The 13436-nt window shown below is 65.3% G+C and carries 14 protein-coding genes; 4 read left to right on the plus strand and 10 right to left on the minus strand.

All coding sequences use genetic code 11. From position 1 onward, the window contains the following. Nucleotides 1-149: 149 nt before the first annotated feature. The 4 genes from QRQ56_RS38525 to QRQ56_RS38540 all read right to left on the minus strand — a co-directional run bounded on the left by QRQ56_RS38525 (nt 150) and on the right by QRQ56_RS38540 (nt 4059). Nucleotides 150-1133 (minus strand): DUF3592 domain-containing protein, encoded by a 984-nt coding sequence (locus QRQ56_RS38525; RefSeq protein WP_438746989.1) that lies wholly within the window; start codon nt 1131-1133, stop codon nt 150-152. A gap of 84 nt (nt 1134-1217) precedes the next feature. Beyond that, entirely contained in the window at nt 1218-1838 is a 621-nt protein-coding gene (locus QRQ56_RS38530) for a LysE family translocator (RefSeq protein WP_298243353.1), read from the minus strand. 230 nt (nt 1839-2068) lie between these two features. Continuing rightward, nucleotides 2069-2611 carry a hypothetical protein gene (locus tag QRQ56_RS38535; RefSeq protein WP_438746990.1) on the minus strand — a complete coding sequence of 181 codons (543 nt, stop codon included), beginning with the start codon at nt 2609-2611 and terminating at the stop codon, nt 2069-2071. 2 nt (nt 2612-2613) lie between these two features. Then, entirely contained in the window at nt 2614-4059 is a 1446-nt protein-coding gene (locus QRQ56_RS38540; protein ID WP_438746991.1) for an LVIVD repeat-containing protein, read from the minus strand. A 211-nt stretch (nt 4060-4270) separates the two neighbouring features. Here QRQ56_RS38540 and QRQ56_RS38545 point away from each other — a divergent pair, with 211 nt between their 5' ends. From QRQ56_RS38545 to QRQ56_RS38555, 3 genes are read left to right on the plus strand one after another with little or no spacing between them, the layout of a single operon-like run. Continuing rightward, nucleotides 4271-4585: an ArsR/SmtB family transcription factor gene (locus QRQ56_RS38545; RefSeq protein ID WP_438746992.1), complete on the plus strand. Its 315-nt coding sequence runs from the start codon at nt 4271-4273 to the stop codon at nt 4583-4585. Further along, the gene (locus QRQ56_RS38550; RefSeq protein WP_438746993.1) at nt 4578-5045 is read left to right on the plus strand and encodes an SRPBCC family protein; all 468 of its coding nucleotides are present in this window, start codon (nt 4578-4580) and stop codon (nt 5043-5045) included. Before QRQ56_RS38545 ends, QRQ56_RS38550 begins: the two co-directional genes overlap by 8 nt. Beyond that, the gene (locus tag QRQ56_RS38555; RefSeq protein ID WP_438746994.1) at nt 5045-5557 is read left to right on the plus strand and encodes an SRPBCC family protein; all 513 of its coding nucleotides are present in this window, start codon (nt 5045-5047) and stop codon (nt 5555-5557) included. Before QRQ56_RS38550 ends, QRQ56_RS38555 begins: the two co-directional genes overlap by 1 nt. 198 nt (nt 5558-5755) lie before the next feature. Here the strand turns inward: QRQ56_RS38555 and QRQ56_RS38560 are convergent, their stop codons facing one another. Continuing rightward, on the minus strand, nt 5756-6526 hold the full coding sequence (locus QRQ56_RS38560; protein WP_438746995.1) for a DUF2189 domain-containing protein: 771 nt from the start codon (nt 6524-6526) through the stop codon (nt 5756-5758). A gap of 242 nt (nt 6527-6768) precedes the next feature. Between QRQ56_RS38560 and QRQ56_RS38565 the strand changes: the two genes are divergently transcribed. Beyond that, complete coding sequence (locus QRQ56_RS38565) at nt 6769-9000, plus strand: ATP-binding protein (RefSeq protein WP_438746996.1); 2232 nt, start codon at nt 6769-6771, stop codon at nt 8998-9000. A gap of 1 nt (nt 9001) precedes the next feature. Here the strand turns inward: QRQ56_RS38565 and QRQ56_RS38570 are convergent, their stop codons facing one another. The 5 genes from QRQ56_RS38570 to QRQ56_RS38590 all read right to left on the minus strand — a co-directional run bounded on the left by QRQ56_RS38570 (nt 9002) and on the right by QRQ56_RS38590 (nt 13311). Next, the gene (locus tag QRQ56_RS38570) at nt 9002-9445 is read right to left on the minus strand and encodes a hypothetical protein (protein WP_438746997.1); all 444 of its coding nucleotides are present in this window, start codon (nt 9443-9445) and stop codon (nt 9002-9004) included. Nucleotides 9446-9447: 2 nt separating this feature from the next. After that, entirely contained in the window at nt 9448-9816 is a 369-nt protein-coding gene (locus QRQ56_RS38575; protein ID WP_438746998.1) for a nuclear transport factor 2 family protein, read from the minus strand. Nucleotides 9817-9896: 80 nt separating this feature from the next. Then, on the minus strand, nt 9897-10364 hold the full coding sequence (locus tag QRQ56_RS38580) for a MarR family winged helix-turn-helix transcriptional regulator (protein WP_438746999.1): 468 nt from the start codon (nt 10362-10364) through the stop codon (nt 9897-9899). A gap of 10 nt (nt 10365-10374) precedes the next feature. After that, entirely contained in the window at nt 10375-11985 is a 1611-nt protein-coding gene (locus QRQ56_RS38585; RefSeq protein WP_438747001.1) for an acyl-CoA synthetase, read from the minus strand. Between the two features lie 189 nt (nt 11986-12174). Beyond that, a complete protein-coding gene (locus QRQ56_RS38590; RefSeq protein ID WP_438747003.1) occupies nt 12175-13311 on the minus strand; it encodes an epoxide hydrolase family protein in 1137 nt (378 codons plus the stop codon). Between the last annotated feature and the right edge of the window lie 125 nt (nt 13312-13436).

Consider the following 13436-nt stretch of genomic DNA (forward strand, 5'->3'; position numbering starts at 1 on the left):
GCTAAGCAGCATCGGAGCCTAGTGAAACGGGCGCAACGCCCTCCGGTCCTCATCCTGAGGGCCCGCCAACGGCGGGCGTCTCGAAGGATGGCCACAGGCGAAATCGCGCCATATGCGATGGCCATGCCGCTTGCGGGGCGAGGTGGATATCAGCCGCCGCGGGTTGCGACGAACAGCGCGAGCGCGGCGAAGATCGCGGCAATGCCCCACAGCACGTAGGCCATGCGGCCGTCGGCGCGGGCGTCGAGCGTGGCTTCTGCCGGATTGTCGGGATTGACGCGCACCTCGACGGTGGCACCGTCCTGGTAGCGCGACATCAGCTTCTTCAGCATCGCGTCCGAGGACTCGGGCGATTCCGCCGCGACGCGCGCGCATTCATTGGTGTAGCTGATGTTCTGGTAGCGATAGGTGTAGGTCACCCGCTTGCCGAACATCTCGAGGCCGCGCCCCTCGCCCGCCTCGCTGGCCTCGTGATACTCCTCGACGCCCGACAGCTTGATCGTGCCCGGCACGACCGGCCAGCGCGTCGCCATCGACGCCTGCCGCCGCACCGCCCACGCCATCAGCGCGATGACGAGGCCGAACGCGCCGAAGGCGACGACGAGACCGGCAAGATCGGGCCGGCCGATGTGACGCGCGAGATATTGATAGCTCTGGTTCAGCCCGAAGACCGAGCCGAAGATGATGGCGAGAACGATCGCCGAGCCGATCCCGAGGCAGCCCCACAGGCCCTTCGGCAGATCACGCTCGAGCACGGCCTGATCGGGGTGGCGCGGATTGTAATAGACGGTGACGATGCTGCCGGCGGGATATTTCGCGAGCTTCTCGGCGACCTGGAAATTGCCGAGGTCCTCGCCGATCGAGATGCGATTGCAGCGCAGCTTGCGGCCACCGACGGAATATTCGTAGGTGACATTCGCGAAATTGCGGTTCTCGGTGCGATAGCCGTCCTCGCGCTCGTCATCGGACACCTTGACCTCGCGCACTTCGGCCACGGAGGTGACGACCTTGCCCGCGGCTTGCGGCCAGCCTCGCGCCTCTCGCACTTGCCAGGTCTTGACGATCGCGGCAATCAGGATGAGCGCGAGCGGCGCAAGCAGCATCGCGTAAACCAGCGGCGGCAAATTCGGCACGGCAAAAATCCTTCGTCGGCGGCAATGCCCGATTGGACGCTTTGCCGCCGCGAAGGGTTCAAGCCGGACCGGCCCGAAATCGGGTTATTTCGCCCGGGTCAGCGCCAGCCAGATGCCGCCGCCGATCATGAAGCCGCCGGAGATGCGCGACATCATCCGGGTGCGGCGGGCCGAGAAGAACTTTCGCGCGCGCCCGGCGGCGATGGCATAGAGCGCATCCGTCATCACGGCGGTGACCATGAAGGTGGCACCGAGCAGTGCGACCTGCGGAAAGTGCGGCTGGTTCATGTCCATGAACTGCGGAATGAAGGCGCCGAAGAACACCAGCACTTTCGGGTTCGACAGCAGCACCAGAAATCCCTGCAGGAAGAAGCCGCCGCGCGGCGGCGGAGGCGGCGTGTCGACCTCGACGCCCTCGACCGGCGCCCAGATCAGCTTGATGCCGAGCCAGACCAGATAAGCAGCGCCGGCAAAGCGCACCCAGTCGAACCAATAGCCCATGGTCGCCATCAGCGAGGTCAGGCCGATCGCGACGATGCCGATCACGATGGCGAGGCCCGCCTGCGCGCCGGCCACGTTGGTGAGCGCAGCGCGCGTGCCGTGACGCAAGCCGTTGGCGATCACGAGCGTGACGATCGGCCCCGGCAGCAGCGCCAGCGCAATGCAGGCGGCGAGGAAGGCGAAATAGGCTTGCATGGACATCATGGGGAAGACTCGGCTGAGAGCGATTTGGAGGTATTAATGCATGGGACGGCCGGGAACGGAAGCCGGATGAGCGCGGGCCACGGAAGCTCCTCAATCACCAGTGTCATCACCCGCGAAGGCGGGGTATCCAGTACGCCGAGGCGTACGTGGGATACGGAGAGGCCGCAGCGTACTGGATACCCCGCCTTCGCGGGGTATGACAGCGGTGAAGCGGAAGCCCCACGCGCCCCTCACCCTCCGTCGAGCGCCGCGATCATCCAGCCCTTCATCTCCTGCGTGTCCAGAAACGCCAGCGCCGCGCGCTGCATCGCGCCTGCCTCCCCGCGTCCCTGCATGACCGCGACGAGCAGGTCGCAGCGGCGCGACAGTGCGAGCCCGGCGGCGTGGTGCGTACCGCCAGGCATGCCGAGATCATATTGCCTGATGCGGCCCTTCATGTCGGCGACGCCCGCGACCGTGCCGGGCGCGACCGCCGCAAAGCGCGGGCTGATGAGGTCGAGATCGGCGACGCGATCGACCTCGTCGTCATCGGCAACGCCGGTGTCGCAATTGCAGAAGCCGCGCTTGGCGCGGACGTAGAGCTCGGCCCCCTCGCAGCCACCCACCGTGCAGCGAAACGCGCGGCCTGCGGGCCAGCCGTCGCGCGGGAACGGCCAGGCGATCTCACGCCAATGCGGCGATGGCTCCGCGGGCAACGGTGCAAGCTGATAGGCGCCGACACCGGAGGCAGCGAGCGCGATGGCCAGGCCCGCGATCATCGCCGCGTGCCGCATCGTCAGTTTTTTGGCAGGCCGGCAGCCGCGCGAGCCGCGCCGGTCAGTTCGAGAATATGCAGGCCGGTATTGGCGCGATCGACGATGTAGATGTAGCCGCGATCGTCGGTCTCGACATTGTTGGTCTGGATCGCGACCTTGCAACGCTCGCCGCCCTCGATCGGGATGCAGCGCTTGTCGGTCGCCTGCGTGATCGACGGAATGAAATAGCCGACCTCCTTGGGGTGATAGGGATCGCGGATGTCGAGCGCGCGCACGCCGGCATTGAAGAAGGCGATGAAAGCCATCTTCTTGTAATAGACCGGCGCCATGCTCTCATTGGACGAATGCGCGCCGAACCGGCCGCCGCGCTGGCAGAACTGTCCGCTCGCCTCCGGCACGGTATAGCTGGAGATCATCATCGGCCGCGTCTCGGTGGTGACGTCGGCGAACCACACCATCTGCCTGGCTTCGCCGCATTCGTTGAGGATCGCCTCGTCCACGATCATGACGATGTCGCGGGTCTTGCCGTCCTTGTCCTCGGAGAATTCGGCGATGGGCATGTCCAGCATAGGAAAGGTCGTGTGCGCGCCGTTGAAGGCGGACATCGGCATGCGCGCAATCTCGGGATAGCGCAGATTCTCGGGGGTCGGCTCCTTCGCCCCGTTCAGGAGCTTGTCGCGATCGACGATCTGCAGGATGCCGCCCTTGTTGGTGCCGTAGCCGAAATAGACGCGGTTGCCATCGGGCCCGGTCGAGATCGGCCCGTGCAACTCGGTCGGCACCGCGCCGGTCGAGCCGGGCTCCTGCCCCGGCAAGCCGAAGTCGCGGATCTTCTGCGGGCGCGCGGGGTCGGAGAGATCGTAGACTTGCGTCATCCGCCGCGTGCGCCAGTCGGGCGCGCCCGAAACGAGATAGGCAATGCCGGTGCCGCATTCCCACCAGCTCTTGTGCGTGTCCTTCAAGCCGCCGATCCGCGTGATCAGCACCGGGCTCGCGGGATCGGCGACGTTCCAGATCTCGTGCGCCTCGCCGCCGAACGTCCTGAGCATGTAGACCGCATTGGGATCGCCCTTCGGCAGCGTCTTGCCGTCGCAGACCCGCACCATCTGCGCGCCGCCGGATTCGTACTTGCCCTCCTGCCCCGGCAGGTGCCGCAGATATTTCGGCCGCGCGGGATCGGTGACGTCGACGATCGAGGTTCCGTTCGGCTCGGCCTTGCCCGTCATCGGATTGACGGGAGCCGGCACGTCGTCGGTGCCGCCGTGATGGCCGATATAGGCGATCCAGCGATCGCCCTGGTGATGGATGGTCGGCTGATAGGCGCTGCGGGCCTGCAGATCATTGCTGCCGACGAGCTTCATGTTGGACGCTTCAGGCGGCGCACCGATGGTTTGCTTCTGCGCGTGAACGGCGGTGCTGCATACGAGAAGGACGAGGCTTGCAGCAGTCAGAACGCAACGGAACATCGATGTCCTCCCGGAACCAATCTGTGTTGGCTGAGCTTCGAGGCTAACACAGCCGAATGCGATCGACCAAAACACGATTTCTCAAGGTGTCATTCCGGAAACCGCGCAGCGGTTATCCGGAATCTCGAGATTCCGGGTTCGACGCTAACGCGCCGCCCCGGAATGAAGCGACCCTTGACATGCAACTATTTGGTTGCCTATTGTCACCGCCATGGATGAGGTCTTCAAAGCGCTCGCCGACGCCTCGCGACGCTCGCTGCTGGACAGGCTTCACGCCAGGAACGGCCAGACGCTGAACGAACTTTGCGAGGGCCTCGCGATGACGCGGCAGGCGGTGACCAAGCACCTCATGGTCCTAGAGGAAGCCAACCTCGTCACGGCCATCAGGCACGGCCGTGAAAAGCTGCACTACCTCAACCCGGTGCCGATCCATCAGATCGGCGAACGCTGGATCAAAAAATTCGAGCGCGGCAAGCTCACCGCGCTCGGCGAATTGAAACGCCAGTTGGAGAAGCGTGATGAGTAAGCCGGAATTCGTCTATGTCACCTATATCGAGACCACGCCGGACAAGCTGTGGGAGGCGCTCACCAGCAGCGCATTCACCAGGGCCTATTGGTTCGACACCGAAGTCAGGTCCGACTGGAAGGTCGGCTCGCCTTTCGCGCTCGTGATGGGCGGCAAGGTCACGGACACCGGCGAGATCCTGGAGGCCGACCGGCCGCGTCGGCTCTCCTACACGTTCAAGCACGAGCTGATGGAGGAGATGCGGAACGAAGCTGCGACCAAGGTCGTCTTCACCCTGGTGCCCTGCGGCAATCTCGTGAAGCTGACGGTGACGCATGAAGGCTTCGCCCCGGGCAGCAAGCTTCTCGACAGCATTTCCAGGGGCTGGCCCGCCATCCTGTCGGGTCTCAAGAGCCTGCTGGAGACCGGCAGGGCACCGGCGATCCCGCCCGCAGCGCTCGGCATCGAAGGATTTGCGTGATGAACATCGATCAATTCAAGCCGCTGACCGTCTACACCATCTACATCGCCGCGACGCCGGAGAAGGTGTGGGAGGCGCTGACCTCGGCCGAGTTCAGCCGAAAGTATTTCTCCGGCTTTGCGGTCGAGATGGAGCCGAAGCTCGGCGGCCGTTTCGTCGTGCGCGCACCCGACGGCTCCGAGCACATCTCCGGCGAGGTGTTCGAATACGATCCGCCGAGAAAGCTCACGGTGAGCTGGAACGTCAATTGGCCCGACCTCGTCGCCAAGCTCGGCTCCACGCTCGTCACCTACGAGATCGAGACAGCCGGTGAAGCCGTCCGTCTCACCATGAGCGAACGCCACGACCGCGCGCTCAGTGACGATATCCTTTCCGGCGGCCGCACCGGCTGGCCTGCGATCCTCTCCGGATTGAAGAGCCTGCTCGAAACAGGCAAGGCGCCGCAAATCAAGATGTCCCCGCCGGTGAAGATGCTGGAAGCGCTGAAGGCGATGGGGATCAAGACGCCGTAGATGAAGACGGCCGGACAACGGCCGCTTCTTTCCCTCTCCCCTTGTGGGAGAGGGTGGCTAGCCGCGATAGCGGCGAGACGGGTGAGGGATCTCTCTCCGCGGGTATTCTCTCGCATCAGTGCATGCGGATAAATACCCCTCATCCGGCGCTTCGCGCCACCTTCTCCCACAAGGGGAGAAGGAAGAAGGGCAGCGAAGCTACACCGGCGCCACCAGCCGCCGGTAGAGATGCCATGTCGCGTGCCCGAGCACGGGCAGCGTCACGATCAGCCCGAGAAAATAGGGCAGCGACGAGACGATCAGCAGCATCACGATCACGGCGGCCCACGAGATCATCGGCAGCGGGCTCGTCATGACCGCACGCACGCTCGTCACCATCGCCGTGACGAAATCGACCTCACGGTCGAGCAGCAGCGGAAACGACACCACGGTCAGCGAGAACAGGATCAGCGACAGCGCGGCACCGACCGCATTGCCGATGCCGAGGAACAGCAGGCCCTCGTTGGTCGTCAGCACCACCGTCATGAATTCCTGAAAGCTGGAGAACGAGGCGTGCAGGCCGAGCAGCAGTGCGATCAGGAGCCGCACCTGGTACATCCAGACCACGAACACGAACAGCGTGACGAACGCCATCCACCCGATCTCGTGGCGCGAGCGCACGGCCGACCAGATCGCACCGAAGGACACCGGCTCGCCGCGCTCGCGGCGGCGGCTCACCTCGTAGAGGCCGATCGCCACGAACGGGCCGATCAGGGCGAAGCCTGCCGCCAGGGGATAGACGAGATAGACCATGCCGAAGGCGGTGAAGCACAGCATGATGGCGATGCCGCCGGCCGCGTAGAGCCCGCCGAAGCAGAGGCCGTAAAGCGGCAGCGCCTGGAAATCGCGCAGGCCCTCGACCAGCGCCTCGGCGATGTCGGTCACGGCGACCGGACGCACCACCGGATCGACCTTGCCCGAGATGGACATCAGCTTCCTCCGCATATCGGCGCGATCTGTCGTCGCGCGCATGCCGTGATATTAGCGCCACCGCGCGCGGGCGCAACTTGATGCCGGCCGGCGCGGAAGGTAGCGGCGAGGACACGATGCACGCGGTGTGAAATCCTTGACCATGGGTGCGATTTCCGCGCCAATGGCTATGGACTGGGCAGATGTTCGTGCCGCAAATTGTACCTCCGAGCCCCCTCGTCCGAGAGCGGACCGCCCCACCGATGAACCTGCGTACCCGGTTACTGATCCTCGTCATCGCGGCCATGCTGGTGCCGGCGATCCTGGTCGGGCTGCGCTTCGTGCAGAACAGGACCAGCGAGATCGACGCGGCGCTGGCCAATCTGGCTGCGTCCGCCGACGACATCGCCAGCGATCTCGACGAGAAGATCCAGGGCACCGCCCAGCTCCATTACGGGCTCGCCCGTGCCCGCGACCTCGACACGCGCGACAAGGCGGCGTGCTCGGCGTTCCTGTCCGATGTTCGCGAGGAATATCCGCAGTTCACGGGCATCCTGACCATCGAGCCCGACGGCAGCCTGTTCTGCGACTCGCTGCGGACCAACCGCACACTCGACCTCAACGACCGCGGCTATTTCAAGCAGGTGAAGGGGCTGCAAGGCGTCGTCGCGGTGGAGCCGGTGTTCGGCCGTCTCACCGGCCTGTCGGTGCTGCAGATCGCCTATCCCGTGCGATCGGAGGCGGGCGCGCTGAAATTCGTGCTGCTTGCGTCCTTCAATCTGAACAAGTTCGCGGAGTTTCACGACAAGCGGCTGCTCGCCGAGAAGGACATCCTGCTCCTCGACGCCAAGGGGACGGTGCTGGCTGCCCCCAAGGGCGGCGGCTGGAGCGTGCCCATTGGCGGATCCATCGCGGGCTCCGACCTGTTCCGCTTTGCGGCGGCGCCCGACGGCGAGCCGTTCCGGGAGGTCACCGACCGCGAGGGCCGCACACAGATCTGGGGTGTTGCCCGCTCGCCCTCGATCCGCAAGGCCGGACTCTATATTCTCGTCGGACGGTCCAAGGACCAGCTGGTCGCGGCGGCGAACCGCCGGCTTTACGAGGACATGGCGATTCTTGCCGTGGCCTTGCTGCTGCTGCTCGCCGGCCTGTGGATCCTCACCACCGTGAGCATCGGACGACAGGTCGGGCGGCTCGCCGCGATGGCGAAGAGCCTCGGGCGCGGCGATCTCAGCGCGCGCATTCCGGAGCCTCATCCGAGCGGCGAGCTCGGCGGCTTGATGAGCCTGCTCAACGGCACGGCCGAATCGCTGGAGCAGCAGCGCGCCGCCATCGCGGATCTTAGCCACAAGCTCAGCCAGTCCCAGAAGATGGAAGCCATGGGCCAGCTCACCGGCGGCGTGGCGCATGATTTCAACAATCTCCTGACCGTCATTCTCGGCAATTCGGAGCACCTTGCCGACAGGCTGGCAGGCAACAAGGAGCTGCACCGGATCGCCAACGACATCGCGACCGCCGCCGAGCGCGGCTCCGACCTGACGCGGAGCCTGCTCGCCTTCGCGCGCAAGCAGCCGCTGCGGCCGCGAGAGATCGACATCGCCGAGCAGATAACCGGCATGAAGCAACTGCTGCGCCGGACCCTCGGCGAGCACATCGAGTCCAGCTTCACCTTCGCACCGGATCTCTGGCTCGCCAGCGTCGATCCCGGCCAGCTGGCGACGGCCGTGCTCAACCTCGTGCTCAACGCGCGCGATGCGATGCCCGACGGCGGCAAGCTGGCGGTCGAGGTGCGCAACGCATCGCTCGGCGAAGCCGATCTCGACGTCAACGGCGAGCCGCATCCTGGCGATTACGTCATGCTGGCCGTGAAGGATACCGGAAGCGGGATGAGCAGCGAAGTGCTGGGGCGCGCGTTCGAGCCGTTCTTCACCACCAAGGAGGTGGGCAAAGGGACCGGCCTTGGCCTCAGCATGGTCTACGGGTTCGCGCAGCAATCCGGCGGCCTCGTGCAGATGCAGTCCGAACCGGGGCAAGGCAGCGTCGTCAAGCTGTTCTTCCCCCGTCTCGCGACACCGGCGAACGAGGAGCCGTTGCCCGCAGAGCGCGTCACCGCACCCGACGGCCACGAGACGGTCCTCGTCGTCGAGGACGACGACATGGTGCGAGCCTATGTCGAGAACGAGCTGAAGGCGCTCGGCTACCGCGTCATCACGGCCTCGAACGGCCCCGCCGCGCTGGACGTGCTGCGGCAGGCGGGAGACATCCAGTTGCTGTTCACCGACGTCGTGATGCCCGGCGGCATGTTCGGGCCGGAGCTGGCGAGGCAGGCCATTCAATTGCGGCCCGGCCTCAAGGTGCTCTTCACCTCCGGCTACAGCCAAAATCCCGTCAAGTCGCCCGATGGAATCGGCGACGCCCGCATCCTGACCAAGCCGTTCCGCCGCAAGGACCTCGCCGCGATGCTGCGGGCCGCGCTCTCCGAGCCGTCGCGGTAACTCAGGACGCGATCGCGAGCCGGAGCGCCACCGCGAGATTTGCCGCGAACAGGCCCGCGTCGATGACGAAGATCTTGAGCATCGGGCCCTTCAACACCGGCCAATAGGCAACCCCGACCCGTCCGCCGCGCATCAGGATCGGGAGGTTGTAGACGAACTGGCTAAAGTGACAGGCGGAGAAGAACAGGAACAGCGCGAGCTGCGCCTCGACCGGCTGGAAGAAGGACGGACGCGCGGCCAGAAGGTAGAACGACAACAGCCCGATCGGCAGGTTCATCCCGCCCAGGAACGCCACGCTGGCCGCGAGCGTCGGCGCGATCGGATTGCCGCGCTCTTCCCGCGGCAGCAGGATCTTCAGCGTGTTGGTTTGCGCGATGCTGAACTGGACGAAGGCGCCGACGAACCACAGCGTGTTGAGGAGCAGGACGATATCTGAAAGGCGCATGGTCATTTTCCGTAGAAGGCTTCGCTGCGGACGACGCGGCCGGCATCGTCGAAATCCATGAACTCGCTGGCGCGCGTGTCGCCGAGCTGCCACCACACGACCAGGCGCGCGATGCGATCGTCCCAGCTCCAGCTCAGGATCTTCAGATCGGCGCTTTCGATGTGGCCATAGGCCTTGTGCCAATAGGCGCGGATGTTCTCGGCGCCGCTCACCACCGGCGAGCCGGTCAGCGTCAAAGCCAGCGGACTGCGCATCTGCGCGTTCTCGGCAAAATGCGCAACGACGGCATCGATATCGACCCTGCACCAGCTCGCGCACCAGGCCGCGACGAAGGGTCCGGCCGCCGCGTGATTCATTGCATGTCCGCTCATGAGGCGGCCCTCCCCTCGCTTGTCGGCGAGGAAAGTGGCAAAGCCGGCGCCTCATGTCAACCATGTTGACTTGAGATTCGTCAATTGTGGTCGGCGATGGCCCCCATGACAGCCATCCAGGCCGCCGTGCCGGACGCCCCCGCGCGATCGAACGCCTGGCGCATCACGTTGCGCTCGTGGTCGGAGGCGCGCTGCTCGATGCGCTGCCCGGCCGCTGTCAGACGCAGCAGCTTCGAGCGATGCTGCTCGGGCGCGCGCTTCGAGGTCACGAGCTTGCGCTCCAGCAGCAAATTGAGCGGCCGGTTGAGCGCCTGCTTGGAAATGCCGAGCACCTCGAGCAGCGCGCCGATCGCGATATCGGGCCGGCGCGCCACGACATAGAGGATGCGGTGGTGCGGGCGCGACAGGCCCTGCTTCGCGAGGTATTCGTCGGCCTCGAGCGTCATGCCGCGCCAGCCGTAGTACATCAGCTCCAGCGCCGCATCGAGATCGTGCAGCTTGTCGAGCGAGGCGCGGTGAAGTCCCGCGGCTTGAGACGCCTTTGCCATGGTGTGAAAGCTAGCCTTTCGCGCGCAGCTCGCGCCGCAGCACCTTGCCCGTCGCCGTCATCGGCAATGTCTCGGCGAATTCGACGAAGCGCGGATATTCGTGGGCGGCGAGCTGCACCTTGACGAACTCCTGGATCTCGCGGGCGAGCGCATCGGTGCCGGCAAAGCCGGGACGCAGCACGATCCAGGCCTTGATCGATTCGGTGCGGATCGGATCGGGGATGCCGACCACGGCCGCCATCGCCACCGAGGGATGCTTCATCAGCGTATGCTCGATCTCGGAGGGGCCGACGCGATAGCCGGCGGTGGTGATGACGTCGTCCTCGCGGCTGACGTACCAGAAATAGCCGTCCTCGTCCTGCACGCCGAGATCGCCGGTGAGCAGAAACTCGCCGGCATATTTCTTCGCGGTTGCTTCCGGATTGCGCCAATATTCGAGCATGGTGACGGGGCACGGCTGGCGTACGCCGATGATGCCGCGCTGGCCGCGCTTCTGCTCTTCGCCCTTGTCGTTGACGATGCGAACGTCGAAGCCCGGCGTCGCCTTGCCCATCGACCCCGGGCGTATCGGAAACAAATTGGAGTTGCTGCCGATCACGAGATTGCACTCTGTCTGGCCGAACACTTCATGTGCGTCGATGCCGAAGGTCTCGCGCACCCAGCCGAGCAGCTCGCCGCCGAGCGATTCACCGCCGGTGAAGATGCTGCGCAGCTTGACGCCCGGATGCTTCACCCCGGCCTGCCGCATCAGCTTCAACGCGGTCGGCGGCAGGAAGACGTTGCGCACGGCAAGATCGGCCATCATCTGCATCGCCGCCTGCGGCTCGAATTTCCGCGCGCGATGGCCGACCAGGGGAATGCCGTGATACCAGAACGCGAGCAGGCCGTTGACGAGGCCGCCGATCCAGGCCCAGTCCGCCGGCGTCCACATGAGATCGCCGGGCCGGGGCAGGAAATTGTGACACATCTCCACGTTCGGGAGATGCCCGAGCACGACGCGGTGCGCATGCAGCGCCCCCTTTGGATTACCTGTCGTGCCCGAGGTGTAGATGATCAGCGCGGGATCGTCGCACGAGGTGTCCACGCGCGCGAAGTCGGGTGATGCTGCCTTTACCGCGTCCCAGAACGATGTCGTGCCCGAAGGCGCACGCGCGCCGACGATATAGACGGTCTTCAACTGCGGCAGGCGATCACGGATCTTTGCAAGCTTCTCCCACCCGCTCTCGTCGGTGACGATCGCCTTGGCCTCCGAGTTCGACAGGCGGAATTCCAGCGCGTCCTCGCCGAACAGCGCGAACAGCGGGATCGAGATCATCCCGGAGCGGAACGCCGCCATATGCGCGACCGGCAATTCCAGCGATTGCGACAAGAACACCGCGACGCGGTCGCCCCGCACGAGCCCGTCCGCCTTCAGCACATTGGCGAGGCGGCGCGACATCTCGGCGACCTCGTCGAAGGAGGTGCGGCTGGTCGCGCCGTTCTCGTCGACATAGATCAGCGCGAGCCGACCCGTTCCGTCGGCATGCCGATCGCAGCACGCCTCCGCCATGTTGAAGCGATCAGGGACGTCCCAGCGGAAGTTGCGAACGAGTTCGTCGTAGGTCTTGGCTTCGGTCAGCATGGGCCTGGATCGTTTCCCGATATCTTTTCATTGTGCAGTCTAAAGCCACAGGGGCTCAGAACAAGTCCCGCGACGTCATTCCGGGGCGCCCGCAGGGCGAGCCCGGAATCCATCGGGCCACAGGAAACGCCGCTTGATGGATTCCGGGTTCGATGCTGCGCATCGCCCCGGAATGACTGCGAGAGAAAGTCACCGCACCGTCGCGAAAAACTTCCTGACATCGCGCACGAACAGCTCCGGCTGCTCGAAGGCGGCGAAGTGGCCGCCCTTCTCCATCTCGCTCCAATGGGTGATGCCGGAGAAATTCGGTTCCATCCAGCGCCGCACCGGCGTGATGATTTCCTTGGGAAACACCGCAACGCCGGTCGGCACGGTCACCTTCGGCGTGGTCCGGCGCTTGCCAAAGCTCTCCCAGTAGAGCCGCGCGGAGGAGGTCGCCGTCTCCGTCGCCCAATAGAGCATGACGTTGTCGAGCAGCTCGTCCCTGCCAAGGATATTCTCGGGGTGGCCGTCGCAATCGGTCCAGGCCCAGAATTTTTCCAGGATCCAGGCCGCCTGCCCGCTCGGCGAATCCGTCAGGCCATAGCCGAGCGTCTGCGGGCGCGTCGACTGCTGTTTCGAATAGCCGGAGTCGAGATCGACATAGTGCTTGAGGCCGGCGAGCGCGCGCTTCTCCTCCGCCGTCGGCTCGCCCTCGACCTTCGGCCCCGCGTTGAAGGCGAGCGTGATGTGGATGCCGGCGCAGTGCGCCGGGTCCTGCGCGCCGAGCGACGTCGTCACCGCCGAGCCCCAGTCGCCACCTTGCGCGCCGTAACGCGCATAGCCCAGCCGCGCCATCAACGTCGCCCAGGTCGCGGCGATGCGGTCGACGCCCCAGCCGGTCGTCCTGGGCTTGGCCGAGAAGCCGAAGCCCGGCAGCGAGGGACAAATCACGTGGAAGGCGTCGGCGGGATTGCCGCCATGCGCGGCGGGATCGGTCAGCGGCGCGATCACCTTCTGGAATTCGACGATCGACCCGGGCCAGCCATGGGTGATGATCAGCGGCAGCGCGTTTGCTTCTTTCGAACGCACATGCAGGAAGTGGATATCGAGCCCGTCGATCTCGGTGGTGAACTGCGCGAAGCGGTTGAGCCTGGCTTCACGAGCGCGCCAGTCATACTCGTTCGCCCAATAGGCACAGATCTCACGGATCCACTTCAGCGGCGCGCCCTGGCTCCAGTCGTCGACCAGCTCCGCCTCCGGCCAGCGCGTGCGGGCGAGGCGCGACTTGAGATCGGCGAGGATGTCGTCGCTGACGGCGATGCGGAACGGTTTGATGGCGGTCATCGGTTGCTCCCGATTGTCTCTGCCGCGAGAGTAGACCGAACTGGTGCGGCATGACAGATGTCCAGCGGATGGATGGGTAACAGAACAGACCGGATGGATAGGTAACAGTCGTTCATGGTTCGGTC

This window comes from Bradyrhizobium sp. U531, from assembly GCF_051710265.1.
GTDB lineage: Bacteria > Pseudomonadota > Alphaproteobacteria > Rhizobiales > Xanthobacteraceae > Bradyrhizobium.

Coding starts and splice junctions, on each gene's coding strand:
- QRQ56_RS38530 (WP_298243353.1), bottom strand. CDS start 1,838: ATGATGTCCATGCAAGCCTATTTCGCCTTCCTCGCCGCCTGCATTGCG.
- QRQ56_RS38535 (WP_438746990.1), bottom strand. CDS start 2,611: ATGCGGCACGCGGCGATGATCGCGGGCCTGGCCATCGCGCTCGCTGCC.
- QRQ56_RS38540 (WP_438746991.1), bottom strand. CDS start 4,059: ATGTTCCGTTGCGTTCTGACTGCTGCAAGCCTCGTCCTTCTCGTATGC.
- QRQ56_RS38545 (WP_438746992.1), top strand. CDS start 4,271: ATGGATGAGGTCTTCAAAGCGCTCGCCGACGCCTCGCGACGCTCGCTG.
- QRQ56_RS38550 (WP_438746993.1), top strand. CDS start 4,578: ATGAGTAAGCCGGAATTCGTCTATGTCACCTATATCGAGACCACGCCG.
- QRQ56_RS38555 (WP_438746994.1), top strand. CDS start 5,045: ATGAACATCGATCAATTCAAGCCGCTGACCGTCTACACCATCTACATC.
- QRQ56_RS38560 (WP_438746995.1), bottom strand. CDS start 6,526: ATGTCCATCTCGGGCAAGGTCGATCCGGTGGTGCGTCCGGTCGCCGTG.
- QRQ56_RS38565 (WP_438746996.1), top strand. CDS start 6,769: ATGAACCTGCGTACCCGGTTACTGATCCTCGTCATCGCGGCCATGCTG.
- QRQ56_RS38570 (WP_438746997.1), bottom strand. CDS start 9,445: ATGCGCCTTTCAGATATCGTCCTGCTCCTCAACACGCTGTGGTTCGTC.
- QRQ56_RS38575 (WP_438746998.1), bottom strand. CDS start 9,816: ATGAGCGGACATGCAATGAATCACGCGGCGGCCGGACCCTTCGTCGCG.
- QRQ56_RS38580 (WP_438746999.1), bottom strand. CDS start 10,364: ATGGCAAAGGCGTCTCAAGCCGCGGGACTTCACCGCGCCTCGCTCGAC.
- QRQ56_RS38585 (WP_438747001.1), bottom strand. CDS start 11,985: ATGCTGACCGAAGCCAAGACCTACGACGAACTCGTTCGCAACTTCCGC.
- QRQ56_RS38590 (WP_438747003.1), bottom strand. CDS start 13,311: ATGACCGCCATCAAACCGTTCCGCATCGCCGTCAGCGACGACATCCTC.